At 59.3% G+C, this 16,557-nt stretch carries 16 protein-coding genes; 15 read left to right on the plus strand and 1 reads right to left on the minus strand.

Annotated features, from left to right (window positions below; all coding sequences use genetic code 11):
- Window positions 1-44: 44 nt before the first annotated feature.
- The 10 genes from nrdR to ilvD all read left to right on the plus strand — a co-directional run bounded on the left by nrdR (window position 45) and on the right by ilvD (window position 11,193).
- The gene (nrdR, locus tag GPM19_RS05455) at window positions 45-506 is read left to right on the plus strand and encodes a transcriptional regulator NrdR (protein ID WP_160417867.1); all 462 of its coding nucleotides are present in this window, start codon (window positions 45-47) and stop codon (window positions 504-506) included.
- A gap of 38 nt (window positions 507-544) precedes the next feature.
- Window positions 545-1,675, plus strand: a complete 1,131-nt coding sequence (gene ribD / locus GPM19_RS05460; RefSeq protein ID WP_160418004.1) for a bifunctional diaminohydroxyphosphoribosylaminopyrimidine deaminase/5-amino-6-(5-phosphoribosylamino)uracil reductase RibD — start codon at window positions 545-547, stop codon at window positions 1,673-1,675.
- A 45-nt stretch (window positions 1,676-1,720) separates the two neighbouring features.
- Window positions 1,721-2,878, plus strand: a complete 1,158-nt coding sequence (ribBA, locus tag GPM19_RS05465) for a bifunctional 3,4-dihydroxy-2-butanone-4-phosphate synthase/GTP cyclohydrolase II (RefSeq protein WP_160417868.1) — start codon at window positions 1,721-1,723, stop codon at window positions 2,876-2,878.
- A 14-nt stretch (window positions 2,879-2,892) separates the two neighbouring features.
- Window positions 2,893-3,381 carry a 6,7-dimethyl-8-ribityllumazine synthase gene (gene ribH / locus GPM19_RS05470; RefSeq protein WP_160417869.1) on the plus strand — a complete coding sequence of 163 codons (489 nt, stop codon included), beginning with the start codon at window positions 2,893-2,895 and terminating at the stop codon, window positions 3,379-3,381.
- On the plus strand, window positions 3,378-3,881 hold the full coding sequence (gene nusB, locus GPM19_RS05475; RefSeq protein ID WP_160417870.1) for a transcription antitermination factor NusB: 504 nt from the start codon (window positions 3,378-3,380) through the stop codon (window positions 3,879-3,881). Before ribH ends, nusB begins: the two co-directional genes overlap by 4 nt.
- Before the next feature lie 23 nt (window positions 3,882-3,904).
- Window positions 3,905-4,879 carry a thiamine-phosphate kinase gene (thiL, locus tag GPM19_RS05480; RefSeq protein WP_160417871.1) on the plus strand — a complete coding sequence of 325 codons (975 nt, stop codon included), beginning with the start codon at window positions 3,905-3,907 and terminating at the stop codon, window positions 4,877-4,879.
- The gene (locus GPM19_RS05485) at window positions 4,876-5,349 is read left to right on the plus strand and encodes a phosphatidylglycerophosphatase A family protein (RefSeq protein ID WP_160417872.1); all 474 of its coding nucleotides are present in this window, start codon (window positions 4,876-4,878) and stop codon (window positions 5,347-5,349) included. Before thiL ends, GPM19_RS05485 begins: the two co-directional genes overlap by 4 nt.
- Before the next feature lie 61 nt (window positions 5,350-5,410).
- The gene (locus tag GPM19_RS05490; RefSeq protein WP_160417873.1) at window positions 5,411-6,664 is read left to right on the plus strand and encodes a DUF945 family protein; all 1,254 of its coding nucleotides are present in this window, start codon (window positions 5,411-5,413) and stop codon (window positions 6,662-6,664) included.
- 81 nt (window positions 6,665-6,745) lie between these two features.
- Window positions 6,746-9,229 (plus strand): endopeptidase La, encoded by a 2,484-nt coding sequence (lon, locus tag GPM19_RS05495; RefSeq protein WP_160417874.1) that lies wholly within the window; start codon window positions 6,746-6,748, stop codon window positions 9,227-9,229.
- Between the two features lie 119 nt (window positions 9,230-9,348).
- The gene (gene ilvD, locus GPM19_RS05500) at window positions 9,349-11,193 is read left to right on the plus strand and encodes a dihydroxy-acid dehydratase (protein WP_160417875.1); all 1,845 of its coding nucleotides are present in this window, start codon (window positions 9,349-9,351) and stop codon (window positions 11,191-11,193) included.
- Window positions 11,194-11,323: 130 nt separating this feature from the next.
- On the opposite strand, the gene nudE is transcribed toward ilvD, so the two are convergent.
- Entirely contained in the window at window positions 11,324-11,914 is a 591-nt protein-coding gene (gene nudE, locus GPM19_RS05505) for an ADP compounds hydrolase NudE (protein WP_202114705.1), read from the minus strand.
- Window positions 11,915-11,987: 73 nt separating this feature from the next.
- Here nudE and yrfG point away from each other — a divergent pair, with 73 nt between their 5' ends.
- The 5 genes from yrfG to msrB all read left to right on the plus strand — a co-directional run bounded on the left by yrfG (window position 11,988) and on the right by msrB (window position 16,508).
- Window positions 11,988-12,653 carry a GMP/IMP nucleotidase gene (gene yrfG / locus GPM19_RS05510; RefSeq protein ID WP_160417877.1) on the plus strand — a complete coding sequence of 222 codons (666 nt, stop codon included), beginning with the start codon at window positions 11,988-11,990 and terminating at the stop codon, window positions 12,651-12,653.
- An 11-nt stretch (window positions 12,654-12,664) separates the two neighbouring features.
- Window positions 12,665-13,057 carry a ribosome-associated heat shock protein Hsp15 gene (hslR, locus tag GPM19_RS05515; protein ID WP_160417878.1) on the plus strand — a complete coding sequence of 131 codons (393 nt, stop codon included), beginning with the start codon at window positions 12,665-12,667 and terminating at the stop codon, window positions 13,055-13,057.
- Window positions 13,058-13,088: 31 nt separating this feature from the next.
- Window positions 13,089-13,964: an Hsp33 family molecular chaperone HslO gene (gene hslO, locus GPM19_RS05520; protein WP_160417879.1), complete on the plus strand. Its 876-nt coding sequence runs from the start codon at window positions 13,089-13,091 to the stop codon at window positions 13,962-13,964.
- A 323-nt stretch (window positions 13,965-14,287) separates the two neighbouring features.
- Complete coding sequence (locus GPM19_RS05525; protein ID WP_160417880.1) at window positions 14,288-15,844, plus strand: phosphoenolpyruvate carboxykinase; 1,557 nt, start codon at window positions 14,288-14,290, stop codon at window positions 15,842-15,844.
- A 166-nt stretch (window positions 15,845-16,010) separates the two neighbouring features.
- Window positions 16,011-16,508 (plus strand): peptide-methionine (R)-S-oxide reductase MsrB, encoded by a 498-nt coding sequence (gene msrB / locus GPM19_RS05530; protein WP_160417881.1) that lies wholly within the window; start codon window positions 16,011-16,013, stop codon window positions 16,506-16,508.
- The last annotated feature ends 49 nt before the right edge of the window (window positions 16,509-16,557 follow it).

Below are 16,557 nucleotides of genomic sequence, written 5' to 3' on the forward strand. Positions count from 1 at the left end.
GCGCTCGCGTATCGGGCTCGGGTCTACAACAGGTTGTGATTCTCATGCATTGCCCTTTTTGTGGTGCCAACGACACTCGAGTGACGGATTCGCGCCTGGTGGTGGACGGCGACCAGGTACGCCGACGCCGCCAATGTGCCAATTGTAGCGAGCGTTTTACCACTTATGAAACCGCCGAGCTGGTAATGCCGCGGGTGGTTAAGTCCGATGGCTCGCGAGAAACCTTTGATGAAGCCAAGCTGCGTGGGGGAATGCTGCGGGCGCTGGAAAAACGTCCGGTGAGCGCGGAGGATATCGAGGCGGCGGTGGAACGTATCCGCCAGACCCTGCGCGCCCGAGGCGAACGCGAGGTTCAGGCGCGGGATGTGGGCGAAACGGTGATGCAGACTCTCAAGCAATTGGATCAGGTGGCGTACATTCGCTTTGCCTCGGTGTATCGGAAATTTCAGGATCTGGACGAATTTCGCGCTGAAATCGACCGGATTACTCAGGAGCCGCAATCTTGATCGGCCCGCAGACGGCCTCCGGCCTGGATCATCGCTTTATGGCGCGGGCCTTGGTGCTGGCGCGACGCGGGCTCTATACCACCGACCCCAACCCGCGAGTGGGCTGCGTTCTGGTGCGTGACGGAAACATCGTGGGAGAGGGCTGGCATGAACAGGCCGGAGAGCCGCATGCCGAAATTCATGCATTGAGGGTGGCCGGTTCAGCGGCACCGGGTGCTACGGCTTACGTCACGCTTGAGCCTTGTTCTCATCATGGGCGCACCGGCCCCTGTGCCTTGGCGCTGCGCGATGCGGGCGTGACACGGGTGGTGGTAGCCATGGTCGACCCCAACCCTCAGGTAGCCGGCCAAGGGGTGGCACTGTTGGAAAAAGCCGGTATCGAGGTCATGGTGGGCCTGCTTGAAGAGGATGCCGAGAGGCTCAACCCGGGCTTCATTTCGCGCATGCGCCGCGGTCGGCCGTTCGTGCGCTTGAAAATGGCCATGAGCCTGGATGGTCGTACGGCCATGGGCTCCGGTGAATCGCAGTGGATTACCGGCCCTGAAGCCCGTACCCAGGTGCAGCGGCTGAGAGCACGTTCGAGTGCCATCATGAGCGGCGTGGAATCGATCATCATGGATGATGCGCGGCTCACCCTGCGTGCCGAGCAACTCAAGCTGGACGAGGCCGAGCGTATCGTCCGCCGCCAGCCGCTGCGGGTCATTCTGGATTCCCGGTTGCGCCTGCCCCTGACGGCGGCTTGCTTGCAAGAACCCGGGCATACCCTGGTGGTGACCGTTCCCGACCATGACCTGGAAAAATGTCGGCGCCTGGAAAATGCCGGTGCGCAAGTGCTGGCCCTGGCGGCGGGAGAGGATGGCCGCATCAGCTTGCCTTCCTTGTTACGCTGGTTGGCGGAAAACCGTCAGGTCAACGAATTGTTGCTGGAAACCGGCGCTACGCTGGCCGGTGCCATGTTGAATGCCGAACTCGTCGATGAAATGCAGCTATTCGTCGCTCCCACCTTGCTGGGAGGCGACGCCCGGGCGCTGTTTGCCCTGCCGGGACTTGCGCTGATGGCCGATCAGCGGCGCCTGGTAATTCATGACATGCGGGCAGTGGGGCGCGACTGGCGGATTATCGCCACGCCCGAGCCGACTAGCGCCACAGGCGATACCAAGGTACCCTGACGCGCGAAATCGCACGTAATGCGAAGCATATTTTCTGGAGATTCCATGGTGCAATCCTCCTCTGGGGGCCTGGCCCCCATCGCTGACCTGGTCGAGGATATTCGGCAGGGCAAGATGGTTATCCTCATGGACGATGAGGATCGGGAGAACGAAGGCGATATCATCATGGCTGCCGAAAAGGTCAAGGCCGAGCATATCAACTTCATGGCTCGTTTCGCCCGTGGCCTTATCTGCTTGCCGATGACCCGCAAGCGTTGTGAACAGCTCAAACTGCCATTGATGGTACGCGACAACGAGTCGGGTTTCGGGACCAAATTCACGCTGTCCATCGAGGCCACCGAAGGGGTGACCACGGGGATTTCCGCAGCCGATAGAGCGCGTACCGTGCAGGCGGCGGTTGCGCCTGGCGCGCGAGCCGAGGATATCGTTCAGCCGGGGCATATCTTTCCGCTGATGGCCGAACCCGGTGGCGTGCTAAGGCGTGCCGGGCATACCGAAGCTGCCTGTGACCTGGCGGCGTTGGCCGGCTGTGACCCGAGTGGCGTTATCTGCGAAATCATGAACGATGACGGCAGCATGGCGCGCCGCCCGGAACTCGAGGTCTTCGCCGCCGAATACGGCATCAAGATGGGCACCATTGCCGACTTGATTCATTACCGCATCGTCAATGAGCAGACCATCGATCATCTGGAAGCGACTCCCGTCTCGACCATTCATGGCGACCTGATGTTGCACGTCTTCCGTGACCGCATTCAAGGCGCGCATCATCTGGCCCTGGTGAAAGGCCAGCCACAGCCGGAGCAGCCCACAACCGTGCGCGTTCATCTGGCGGATACCCTGCGAGATCTGCTGGGGCTGCTCAAGGACGATGGGCACCGTTGGGATGGCCATCGCGCTCTGGACGAGATCGCTGCGGCGGAAAATGGTGTCTTCGTGTTGATCGACGACGGTCGCCCGCGCCGCGATCTCAAGGATCAGCTGGATGTCTTTCTGGAGCGCGTGCGCGTGCCTCGCACCAGCGACTCCGATGGCGCCGGCAATTACCTGACTATCGGCACCGGTTCGCAGATATTGCGCCACCTGGGGGTGGGCAAGATGCGGCTGTTGAGTTCTCCGTGGAAATTCTCGGCACTTTCGGGCTTTGACCTGGAAGTGGTGGATCGTCTGGGGCCGAACGATCCGGCACCCGAGCAACCCTCTTGAGCAGGAATCAATTGATGCAACCCCTTTCCCAAATCGAAGGTAGTTTTGTTGATGTGAATGGCCGCTACGTGATCGTGGTAGGTCGATTCAATCATCACGTGGTGGATAGCCTGGTGGAAGGCGCCGTGGATAGCCTGGTGCGTCACGGTGTTGATTCTGAAAATATCGACCTGGTCCATGTGCCCGGTGCCTGGGAGCTGCCGTTGGCGGTCAAGCGCGTACTGAAGGTGGTCAAGCCGGACGCAGTGATTGCCTTGGGCGCGGTGATCCGCGGGGGTACGCCGCACTTTGAATATGTCGCGGGTGGCTGTAATACGGCGATGAACAACCTGCAGCTGGAGTTCGAAACCCCGGTGGCCAACGGTGTGCTGACGGTTGAATCCATCGAGCAAGCTATCGAGCGTGCTGGCACCAAGGCCGGCAACAAGGGCACCGAGGCAGCCATGGCGGCCATGGAAATGGTCTCACTGCTGCGCGCCTTGGGCCCTGGAGTCGAACGATGAACGAGCCTCGTGCGAACAAGTCTTCCGCGGCAAAGCAGGCGCGCCATGCCGCGCGTGAGCTGGCCGTACAAGGGCTTTATCAGTGGGCGATGACCGGCAAGTCGATGACCACCGTCGAAGCCGAATTTCGCAGCCAATTGCCCGACGATGACATGGAAGATCATGAGAACTGGGCCAAGGTGATGCAAATTGCCGATATGGCTCTGTTCCATGAGCTGCTGCACAACACGGCACGCTTCAAGGGTGAATTGGACGCGGCCATTGCGCCACTGCTTGACCGTCGCCTGGTGGACCTGGATGGTGTGGAGCTGGCCATCCTGCGTCTGGGTGCCTACGAGCTCTCGCGTCGAATGGAAGTGCCGTATCGCGTGGTGATCAACGAAGGGGTGGAGCTGGCCAAGTCATTCGGCGCCACCGACGGGCACAAGTACGTCAACGGTATTCTTGACAAGCTGGCCAGTCGCCTGCGCAGTGCCGAGGTCAGCGCCCGTCGGCGCTGAGTCGCCATCTGCGAGGGACTTCTGTGGTTGCCGAGTTCGATCTGATACGTCGTTATTTTACTACGTCAACGGCGGATGCCGCAGCCGGCGTTTGTCTGGGAGTGGGCGACGATGCTGCCTTGCTGGCGCCGGCTTCCGGGCATCAGTTAGTGGTCAGCGTGGATACCTCAGTGGTGAATGTTCACTTCCCTGCAGAGGCCCCGGCGCGGGCAATCGGCCACCGCGCCCTGGCCGTGGCGCTGAGTGACCTGGCGGCCATGGGCGCCAGGTCGCGCTGGTGTTTCATGGCTTTGACACTCGATCAACATTCAGCCCCGTTAAGCGGTGAAAGCGATGCCTGGCTTGCTGACTACGCCGAAGGCTTTCTATCACTGTGCCGCGAGAGCAACAGCGTGCTGGCGGGTGGAGACGTCACTAGCGGGCAGCTGACCATCGGCGTTACCGTGATGGGAGAGGTGCTCGACGGCCAGGCAATCACGCGCCGGGGAGCCAGGGCGGATGACCTGATTGCGGTTACCGGCAGTGTGGGCGGTGGCGCCGGCGGCTTGGCATTATGGCAGCGCGGCGAGCGCGATCTGAGCCACCCTTTGCTCGAACGTTATCTTTTACCGCAACCCCGCTTGGCTGCCGGGCAAGCCCTTCGCGGCCTGGCCACGGCGGGAATCGATATTTCCGATGGGCTGCTGGCGGATCTCGGTCACCTACGCCGGGCGTCCTGTGTGGGTGCCGTGCTGGCGCCGGAAAGCCTGCCTTTGGCAGCGGGTCTGGAGGACGCCCTGGGTCGAGATGCAGCGATTCAGGCGGCATTAGGTGGGGGTGACGATTATGAGCTGTTGGTGACGCTGCACAGGACGCAGCTGGATGAGGCGCAACGCCGTCTGGCAGCGGTAGGGCAGACGCTGACGGTGATCGGTCACTGCCGTGAAGCGCCGGGTATATCAGGCGTTGGCCGGTATGCACGTGATGGCTGGCAGCATTTTTCCGGGGAGACGCCATGAACCGTGCACCTGCAAGCGTATGGCGCCGCCCGACGCATTTCTTTGCCTTCGGCCTGGGGAGTGGCGCCGCCCCTTGGGCGCCGGGCACCTTTGGTACCTTGGCTGCGATTCCATTCTATTGGCTGATGACCGATTTACCACTAGGCTGGTATTTAATGCTGTCATTTGCCGCTTTTGTGGTGGGTGTCTGGCTATGTGAGAAAACGTCACGCGATCTCGGGGTTCACGATCACTCCGGGATTGTCTGGGATGAATTCGTAGGCTACTGGATCACCATGGCGGCGGTGCCGTTTTCCTGGGAGGCCGCCTTGTGGGGGTTCGTGGTGTTTCGTATTTTCGACGTCTTCAAACCCTGGCCGATTCGCTGGGCTGACCGTCGAGTGGCTGGAGGCTTCGGCATCATGATCGATGATGTGATGGCGGGCGTTTATGCCTGGAGCACCATGCACTTGTGGTTCTGGCTGCATTGATAGCGGCCGGCTGAGCGCTCCCGAATGGTCTCTTGCCATTCGGCGTCATCCGGGAGGTAGGATGCGCAAGGAACGATTGATCGTACCCGTGCTAGTGGTAGTGGCAGTGGGCTGGGTGGTGGCACAACTACTTTCCAGCCTGCTTTTCGAACGCAGCCTGCGTCAGTCGCTTGAAGATCTGGAAGCGCGGGGCGAGTGGCGCGTGAACCGCACGGAAAGCCATCAAGGGTGGTTGAGTTCGCGTGGCCGTTTGATCTTGTCGCCTCTGTTGGGACGCCCTTGGCGTCTTGAAATCACCTATAACGCTCGGCATGGTATTTTCAGCACCGATGTTCAAGGGACGGTGTTGCCACGACTCGACAGTGCGCTTCAGCAAGCGGTCGGGGAGGTTTCCGCGCCCTCGGTGCCTCGCTGGCAAGGCCGTTATCATACCTTGAGCGGGTACAGTGAGCTGCGCCTGGCGCTGGCCCCTTTCGTGATCCAGCAAAGCGGCCGGGAACTGGATGTGCGTGGCGCTCGTTTGCGGTTGGAGGGGGTGCTGGGAGACTGGCATTTACGCGCCATGCTGGATCAATTGACCCTGACCGACGCTTCCGCCAGTTTGATGCTGGGCCCGGTGGAACTCGCCAGCCGCTACACTTATATTGAAGACGCCTACCATTTTAACCAGCGCGATCACCTGCACATCGAGTCTCTGGTATTGCAGCACCCGGATCTGCATATGCGCATCCAGCCGATTGATGTGTATAGCCACATGCACCTGGACGAGCGCGAACTACGTCTGGGTGGTGAGTTGGAACTGGGTGACGTGATATTGCCGGACGAAGCCCCCAATGTCCCTTTGCTCAATGGGCGGGTGTCGATGGAGCTTTCGCGACTGGATGCCGACGCCATTCGTCGAGTGATTGGCGAACTACGTCAGCAGGCCGCCTGGGGCGACCCTGATGTGCCCATGGGCGAGGGCCTCCTGGCCCGTCTGGAACCGCATATTCTTCAGGTGCTGAGTGACTCCCCACGCCTTGATGTCGATACCATCGCCTTGCACAGCCCGTTACTGGGCATCAAGGTGGATGCCGACGGCGCGCTGTTTTTTGATGCCAGGGACATCCAGGCCTTGAGCCTGGAAAATCTCGGTCAGCCTGATGAGCGAGCACGCTGGCTTGAGCGCATCGATGGCGACTTTACCTGGTATGACGCCCCGGCCGTGGCGGCCTTGTGGTTGGGGCTGCCGTTGGGTACTCAGACGTTGGAATTCGATGTGGTGCGAGGAAGCTTACGGGTAAATGGTCGACCGATGCCTGATATCGGGCCTTGAAGTTAGCGCCCGGTGCCCGCATTCCATGACCAAAGGCCAGACGGTATTTCACGCCGATAGGCAGGGTTCAATGGAGGGAGCATGAGCGATCAGGAATTTGACAAGGATAAGGACCAGGACCAGGAGTGGCAGGACGGCACCCAGGAAGGTCTGGAAGCGTTCACCGACTCGGATGATTCCAGCAGTGGTGCCCAAGGGGAGGCGTATCGCTCCGACGGTGAGCATTCCACATCGATGGTGCCCGCCGACGAGATATTGCCTGAGCGTATTTACCTGCTTCCCATCCACAACCGACCTTTCTTCCCGGCTCAGGTACAGCCGTTGGTGATAAACCGCGAGCGCTGGGAAGAGACCATGCGCCGGGTGGGTAATACGCCGCATCACACCATCGGGGTGGCTTTTGTCGGTGAACAGGGCGTGGAGTCACTGGATCACGAGGCCTTTCCCGAGTTCGGCACGGCGGTCAAGGTGCACAAGCTCAAGGGCGACGAAGAGCAGATTCAGTTCATTGCTCAAGGTCTGAAGCGTTTTCGCATCACGCGCTGGTTATCCAAGGAACCTCCCTATCTGGTGGAGGTGAGCTATCCGCGTGAGCCGGTGGATACCGAAGAGGAAGAGACGCGTGCCTATGCCATGGCGATGATCAACGGCATCAAGGAACTGTTGCCGCTGAATCCGCTATACGGTGAAGAACTCAAGCAATATCTCAACCGTTTCAGCCCGCATCAGCCTGGGCCTCTGACTGATTTTGCCGCCGCCATTACCTCGGCCAAGGGGCATGAGCTACAGGATGTCCTGGCTACCTTGCCGGTCGCCGAACGCATGCACAAGGTGCTGCCCTTGTTGCGCAAGGAAATCGAGGTGGCTCAGTTACAGGGCGAGATCAGCGAGCAGGTCAATGCCCAGATGCAGGATCGCCAGCGGGAATTCTTCCTGCGCGAACAGCTCAAGGTCATTCAGCGTGAGCTGGGCATTTCCAAGGACGACCGTGAAAACGACGTTGATACCTTTCGTGCCCGCCTGGAAGGACTGGTGGTGCCGGAGAAGGTCCAGGGGCGTATCGACGACGAACTCCAGAAACTCCAGGTCCTTGAAACCGGGTCGCCCGAATACGGTACCACGCGCAATTATCTCGATTGGCTGACCTCCATGCCGTGGGGGATAACCACCGATGACAAACTGGACCTGAACCAGGCGCGTGCCGTACTCGACCGTGACCATGACGGCCTGGCGGACGTCAAGGAACGCATTATCGAGTTTCTTGCCGAGGGCACCTTCAAGGGCGCTGTGGGTGGCTCGATCATACTGCTGGTAGGCCCGCCGGGGGTGGGCAAGACCTCCGTAGGCCGCTCGATCGCCGAGGCGCTGGGGCGTCAGTTCTATCGCTTTTCGCTTGGCGGGATGCGTGACGAGGCTGAAATCAAGGGCCACCGGCGTACCTATATCGGCGCCATGCCCGGCAAGCTGGTGCAGACCTTCAAGGAAGTGAAGGTGGAAAACCCGGTCATCATGCTCGATGAGATCGATAAACTGGGCCAGTCCTTTCAAGGCGATCCTGCCTCGGCACTTCTCGAAGTGCTCGATCCCGAGCAGAACGTGGATTTTCTCGACCACTATCTGGATGTTCGACTGGACCTTTCCAAGGTGTTGTTCATCTGTACCGCCAATACCACGGACAGCATTCCCGGTCCGCTGATGGACCGTATGGAACAGATTCGTCTTTCCGGTTATATCGCCGAGGAAAAGCAGCTCATCGCCAAGCATTTCCTTTGGCCGAAACTGCTCAAGCGCGACAATATTCCCAAAAAGCGCATCAACCTGACCGATGCCGCACTCAGGGAAATTATCGAGGGATATGCGCGAGAAGCCGGGGTGCGCCAACTGGAAAAACAGCTGCACCGCATCGTGCGCAAGGCGGCAGTCAAACTGCTGGAAAGCGAGCAAGGCACGATCAAGATTTCGGTCAAGAACCTTGAGGACTTCCTGGGTGCCCCCTTGTTCCGCAAGGAAAAGGTACTCAAAGGGGAAGGGGTGATAACCGGTCTGGCATGGACCGCCATGGGCGGGGCGACGCTGGCCATCGAGGCGGGCAAGGTACATACCCTGGACCGTGGCTTCAAGCTTACCGGGCAGCTGGGTGATGTCATGCAGGAATCGGCCAACATCGCCTACAGCTATGCCTTGGGCCACTTGAACGAATACGACGCGGAACCGGCATTCTTCGATACCGCCTTTGTGCACATGCACATACCCGAAGGGGCGACCCCCAAGGACGGCCCTTCGGCAGGGGTCACCATGACCACGGCGCTACTCTCCCTGGCCAAGCACCAGGCGGTAAACCGACCGCTTGCGATGACCGGTGAGCTGACATTGACCGGTCAGGTGCTGCCGGTAGGCGGTATTCGCGAGAAAATCATCGCCGCCCGGCGCAGCGACATCTTCGAGGTGATTCTGCCGGATGCCAATCGCCGCGATTATCACGAATTACCGGACTATCTCAAGGAAGGAATGACGGTGCACTTTGCCGATCGCTACCCTGACGTGGCCAAGGTGGTGTTTGGCTAATAAGGCGGCGCTCTAGCTTGGCGCCGCGGGGCATGCCAAAATCCTCGGCTGACTCCAACCACCCGCTGTCGGCCTTGCTCCTGTGCCGGGCAGCGGGTCGATAATCGCTAGAGGACACCATGCCTGAGTATCGCTCTCGTACTACCACCGCCGGTCGCAATATGGCCGGCGCCCGCGCCTTATGGCGTGCCACCGGCATGAAGGACGACGATTTCCAGAAGCCGATCATCGCCGTGGCCAATTCCTTCACTCAGTTCGTGCCCGGCCACGTTCATTTGAAGGACATGGGCCAACTGGTGGCGCGAGAGATCGAGAAAGCCGGCGGAGTGGCCAAGGAATTCAATACCATCGCCGTGGACGACGGCATTGCCATGGGCCACGACGGCATGCTGTATTCCCTGCCCAGCCGTGACCTGATCGCCGACTCCGTGGAATACATGTGCAACGCCCACTGTGCCGATGCGCTGGTGTGTATTTCCAACTGCGACAAGATCACCCCGGGAATGCTGATGGCCGCCATGCGCCTGAACATTCCGGTGATTTTCGTTTCCGGCGGGCCGATGGAAGCGGGCAAGACCAAGTTGCTCGATCACGGCTTGGATCTGGTGGATGCCATGGTGATGGCCGCCGATGACAGCGTGGATGATGAAACCCTGGCGGAAATTGAACGCAGCGCCTGCCCTACCTGTGGCAGCTGCTCGGGCATGTTTACCGCCAACTCGATGAATTGCTTGATGGAGGCGTTGGGTCTGGCGCTGCCGGGTAACGGTACCGTGGTGGCCACGCATTCGGATCGTCGCCGTCTGTTCGAGAATGCCGGCCACCGCATTGTGGAATTGGCTCGGCGCTATTACGAAGGCGAAGAAGCGCATCTATTGCCCCGTGCCATCGGCTCTCTAGCAGCCTTCAAGAATGCCATGACCCTGGATATCGCCATGGGCGGCTCGACTAATACCATTCTGCATCTGCTGGCCGCGGCGCAGGAGGCTGAAATCGATTTCACCATGACCGATATCGATCGGCTTTCCCGCGAAGTGCCGCAGCTGTGCAAGGTCGCTCCCAATACGCAGAAATACCATATCGAGGACGTGCATCGTGCCGGGGGAATCATGGCGATTCTGGGCGAGCTTGACCGCGCCGGCGTGCTGGATACCTCGGTGCCTACCGTTTACGGAGACAGCCTGAAAGTCGCCCTGGATGAATGGGACATCATGCGCAATCCAAGCCCGGAAGTGGTGGAGTTCTATCGCGCCGGCCCTGGTGGCGTGCCCACTCAAGTGGCGTTTTCCCAGAGCGCGCGCTGGCCGAGCCTGGACGGTGACCGTGCCACCGGCTGTATTCGCGATCTGGAGCATTCTTTCTCGCGCGAAGGCGGGCTGGCGGTACTTTACGGCAATATTGCCCTTGACGGCTGCGTGGTGAAAACCGCCGGTGTCGATGAGTCGATACTGGTCTTTGAAGGTCCGGCGCATGTCGTCGAATCCCAGGACCAGGCGGTGGAACACGTTTTGAACGATAAGGTGAAAGCCGGCGATGTGGTGGTGATTCGCTATGAAGGCCCCAAAGGCGGCCCGGGCATGCAGGAAATGCTCTACCCGACGTCGTACCTGAAATCCAAGGGGTTGGGTAAGGCCTGTGCCTTGCTTACCGATGGGCGCTTTTCGGGGGGCACCTCGGGGCTTTCCATCGGTCATGTGTCGCCGGAGGCGGGTGCGGGCGGTGCTATCGGTTTGGTGGAGCAGGGCGATTTGATTCGCATCGACATTCCCAATCGCACTATCAATGTCAAACTGAGCGACGCTGAATTGGGCGCCCGGCGTGAGGCCATGAACGCACGCGGCAAGGACGCCTGGAAGCCCAGCATTCAGCGCCTGCGCAAGGTGACTCCCGCGCTCAAGGCCTATGCGCTGCTTGCCACATCCGCCGACAAGGGTGCGGTACGTGATCTTTCCAAGCTGGATTGAGCTGGTCGTAGGCTGTAAAAGCCATACCCAAAACCAAGAACTCGCCCGGTAAACCGACCTCCCACCACAAAGCCGGGCTGACAGGGTTTTGACTGGTGGGAGGGCGATTCATCGTGCGAGGGTGTGGATATCAAAGCAGCTTGGGTGTTTCTGCGTTATCGGCGCGCAATTTGTCGCGGGCGATATACAGGGCGGCGATGGCGCGGGCTTCATGAAAATCTTCTCGCAGCAGCAGGGCGGGAAGCTCATCGAGCGCGTGGGTTTCCACAATCAAGGGTTCAGGCTCATCGCCGGGCAGGCGCTTGGGGTACAGGTCGGTGGCCAGCATGACCTGCATGCGATGGCTCATGTAGTTGGGGGCCAGCGAAAACTCCACCAGCGGCTCGATGCAGCGGGCACCGAAGCCGCACTCTTCCATCAGTTCGCGGTTGGCGGCGGTCACCACGTCTTCCCCGGGGTCGACCAGGCCCTTGGGCAGGGTCAGCACATAGTCTTCGAAGCCTGCGGCGTACTCGCGAATCAACAACACATGCTCGGGGTCGGGCATGGCCACGATCATCACCGCGCCATGCCCGGAGCCGGTCAGGCGTTCGAACTGCCGTTCCTCGCCATTGGAAAAACGTAACTCGAGCGACTCGACATGAAACAGGCGGCTGCGGGCCACGCTGGTACGCTTGAGAATGTGGGGTTTCTGCAAATAGGTGGGGGCGGACTCGGACATGCTGGCCTCCATGGCTGGCGGTAGGTGGTTGCGCTACAATAGCATGCTTATTAACGCCACGACCGGAGCCGCAATGATCGATTGGCGCGCTATTGATACCGTCCTGCTGGACATGGACGGCACCTTGCTGGATCTGCATTTCGATAGCCATTTCTGGCTCGACCATCTGCCCCGACGTTATGCCGAACTGCACCGTCTGGATGAAGCTACCCAAGAGACGTTGCGTGCGCGAATCATCCGCGAGCAGGGTACGCTCAACTGGTACAGTCTGGCGTACTGGAGTCGGGAACTCGGGGTGGATATCGTCGCCCTCAAACGCGAAATCCAACACTTGATTGGTCTGCGCGGCGATGCTCTGGACTTTCTCCAATGGCTTAAACAAGCTCACCCTCGCGTGGTGCTGGCAACCAATGCCGATCGTGAAAGTCTGGCGCTCAAGCTGCCATTGACAGGCATCGAACAATATCTGGATGCGATTGTCTCATCGGCCGACCTCGGCGTGCCCAAGGAAGCTCAGGAATTCTGGTTTGCCTTGCAGGACGTCGAACCGTTCGATCCCGAACGCACCTTGTTCATCGATGATAATGCCGCCGTACTGGAAAGTGCTCGTGAGTTCGGGATTCGTTATTTGATGGGTATCAAGCAGCCTGATAGCCGCAAGCCTGAGAAGGAATTGGAAGAATTCATTGCGCTGGATCGTTTCGCGCGTTTGCTACCCTCGGAATTACCCTACCCCTAAGGAGAGAGCGGATGAGCGACACTGTACGCCTGGATAAATGGCTATGGGCGGCGCGTTTTTTCAAGACTCGCCAATTGGCAAAGAAGGCCATAGAAGGCGGCAAGATTCACTACAACGGCGGGCGCTCGAAAACCAGCAAGATCGTTGAGCAGGGGGCATTGATTCGCGTGCCCCAAGGTTGGGATATTCTCGAAGTGGAAGTGCTTGCGGTGTCCGACCAGCGCCGGGGGGCACCGGAAGCCCGCAAGCTTTATGAAGAAACCCCCGAGAGCCGTGAGCGCCGTGAACGTGAAGCCGAAGCGCGCCGGCTGACCAACGAAGTCATGCAGCATCCTCTGAAACGCCCGGACAAGAAACAGCGCCGCGACATCCAACGGTTTCAACGCCATCAGGGCGATGAATGAACCGAATTGTGAGTTCTGAATTGAGAGTGATATGACCGACCAGATACAACGATTCCTGTTTGACCAGACCAACGTGCGCGGTGAAATCGTCACCCTGGAGAGCGCCTATCAGGAAGTGCTCGATCGCCATCAATACCCAGCGGCGGTCAATGCGCTGTTGGGTGAATTGCTGGCAGCCGTGGCGCTTTTGACCGATACCGTCAAACTCGACGGTACCCTGAGCATCGAAGTGCGCGGCCAGGGAGTGCTTTCCTTGTTGATGGCCGAGTCCAACCCCGGCGGTGAGTTGCGCGCGATTGCTCGGGTTTCTGAAGACGCCAGCTTGCCGGCAGAGCATGCCGAATTCCGCGAGTTGGTGGGCAATGGACAGATCGTGATCACTCTGGATCCACGCGAGGGCAATCGCTATCAAGGCATCGTAGCGCTGGATCATCCCAGCTTGGCGGGCTGCCTGGAAGCGTATTTCTCCCAATCCGAACAGCTGCCCACTCGCCTGTGGCTAGCGGCGGATGGCAAGCGGGCCGGGGGACTTTTGCTGCAACGCCTGCCGCAGCAGGCGCAGAATCAGGATGTGGATGCCTGGGAGCGTAGCGTTGTGTTGGGCGATACCGTCACGGCCGAGGAATTGTTGGGTCTTGAGCAGCGCGAGGTGCTGTATCGGCTGTATCACGAGGAAACCGTGCGAGTGTTCGAGCCCAAGGCGCTGCGTTTTGGATGCACCTGTTCGCGTGAGCGTATGGGGGCTGGGCTATTGACGCTGGGAGCAGGTGAGTTGCGCGATATATTGGAAGAACAGGGTGCCATCGACACCCAGTGCCACTTCTGTCACTCGCGCTATCACTACACGGCGGCCGAAATTGAAACAATGTTGGATAATCCTGACGCGCCATCACCCGTGATTCACTGATTATGTAGTCGCGATTCTGGAAGTGGCTGCCGATGCCGCGAAAGCAAAACGTCACACCGTTCAGGCCTGTCAGCTCCCCAAGCAAATGAGCGTTTTAATTTCAACGCGGCAGCAGCACAGCATATGGTGGTTCTGTCGTAGTTTAACTACAAGATCTTCTGCCAACGCCCCCGTTCCCTGGGGGCGTTGTTTTTGGCATAATGCCTGCGTTTTCATCGAACCTGGCCCAGTAAGCGGTTGTCGCATGGGGGTTGGGATGATTTTTTATGGCGTCGGTGACGCCTGGTAAATGAGAGAATCGGCCCAAAGGCCAAGGAATCGACATGACCACGACTCAAGCCGCTCCCCAAGTCCATGTTAATCTCAGCAGCGCCGAACTTATCGAGCGCGCCATAGCCCGTGGTGAAGGCCGCCTGTCAGCCGATGGCGCCCTGGTAGTCAACACGGGTGACCGTACCGGCCGTTCACCCAAGGACCGCTTCATCGTCGACGAGCCCTCGACTCGCGATCACATCGATTGGGGCAGCGTCAACCGCCCGTTCGATGCAGATAAGTTCGATGCTCTCTGGGGGCGGGTTGACGATTATCTGGCCAGTGCCGATCACTTCGTTTCCGAACTGCATGTCGGCAGTGATCCGACGTATTATCTGCCGGTACGTGTGACGACCGAAACCGCGTGGCACAACCTCTTCGGCCGCACCATGTTCGTGCGCCCCGAGGTATACAACCCCAGTGCCAAGAATAACTGGCAGATTCTCAATGCGCCGTTTTTCGAATGTGAGCCCAACCGCGACGGGACTAACTCCAGCGGTTGCGTGATTATCAACTTCACCCAGCAGAAAGTGTTGATCGCCGGCATGCGCTACGCCGGGGAAATGAAGAAGGCGATGTTCTCGGTACAGAACTTCCTGTTGCCGGCATCCGATGTACTGCCCATGCATTGCTCGGCTAACGTCGGTGAAGACGGCGAAACCTGCCTGTTCTTCGGCCTTTCCGGTACCGGCAAGACCACGCTCTCCGCCGACCCGGCACGCTATCTGATCGGTGACGACGAGCATGGCTGGGGTGAAGGCACGGTATTCAATTTCGAAGGGGGTTGCTACGCCAAATGTATCGACCTTTCCGAGAAAAATGAGCCGGTAATCTGGAAGGCCATCAAGTTCGGTACCGTGCTGGAAAACGTGGTGTTGAATGACCGTCGCGAACCCAATTACGCCGATGACGGCCTGACCCAGAACTCGCGTGCCGCTTACCCGCTTGAGCACATCGAAAAGCGTGTCCTGGAAAACCGTGCCGGTGAACCCAACGCCATTGTCTTCTTGACCTGCGACATGTCCGGGGTGTTGCCGCCGGTGTCCGTGTTGAGCAAGGAAGCTGCAGCGTACCATTTCCTTTCCGGTTACACCGCCAAGGTAGGGTCCACCGAGATGGGGGCTGCCGACGGGCTTGAAGCTACCTTTTCGACCTGCTTCGGCGCGCCGTTCTTCCCGCGTCCTGCCCGTGAATACGCCGATCTTCTCATCAAGCGGGTGGATGCCAAGGATGCCCAGGTCTATCTGGTCAATACCGGTTGGACCGGGGGTGCCTACGGTGAAGGGGGTGCTCGCTTCTCGATTCCCACCACGCGTGCCATTGTCAGTGCGATTCAGTCCGGTATGCTGCGTGATGTAGAAACACGCCATGTGGACGGCCTCAATCTGGCGGTGCCGGTTGCCGTGCCGGGGGTGGATTCCAGTCTGCTCGACCCGCGCGACACCTGGGAAGACCGTGCTGCCTATGACCGCAACCTCCAGGAGCTGGCGGCCAAGTTCGTGGATAACTTCAAGAAATTCGAAGGCGTCAGTGAAGCCATCGTCAAAGCCGGTCCCCAGCTGACCTGAACGAACGTTAGGCTTGGGTAATATTTGCCTAGATGAGAACTGACAGCTCAAACGATAGTCTGAACGGGGGAAGCGTATATCGCTTCTCCCGTTGTGTTTCTGGCATCTGGGGAGAAGGGCGAAGAATCTTTTACAGCCTTGATACATATCAGGCAGGAGAACTCTGATGAAGCGTCGGCATTTTTTAGGGTTGGCAGCGGCTGCCGGTGTGGTGGGGAGTTTGCCGGGTGTTGCGTTTGGTTTTCCACGGTTGAAGCTTTCACGTGCTGCCGACATAACGCCACTCGAACTCAGTGATGCCGAGTGGCAGGAAAGACTGACCGCGGCGCAGTATGACGTCCTGCGTGACCATGCCACGGAGGCGGCCTTTTCCAGCCCATTGAACGACGAATGGAGAGAAGGTCGCTATCATTGCGCCGGTTGCGATCTGGTGTTGTTCGAAAGCGCCATGAAGTTCGAGTCGGGTACCGGCTGGCCAAGCTTTTTCGAGCATGTCGAAGGGCACCTGTTGTCGGAACTGGACTTCAGCATGATCTGGCCGCGTACCGAATATCACTGCGCGCGTTGTGAAGGTCACCAGGGGCATGTCTTCGAGGATGGACCTGAGCCTAGCGGCTTGCGGTGGTGCAACAATGGGGTGGCATTGCGCTTCGTACCGGCATGAAGCGACATTGCGGCGATTGTGATACCTTGTCGCATCTTTGATGCCGCAT

Origin of the sequence: Vreelandella zhuhanensis (assembly GCF_009793355.1) — a bacterium.
Taxonomy (GTDB): domain Bacteria; phylum Pseudomonadota; class Gammaproteobacteria; order Pseudomonadales; family Halomonadaceae; genus Vreelandella; species Vreelandella zhuhanensis.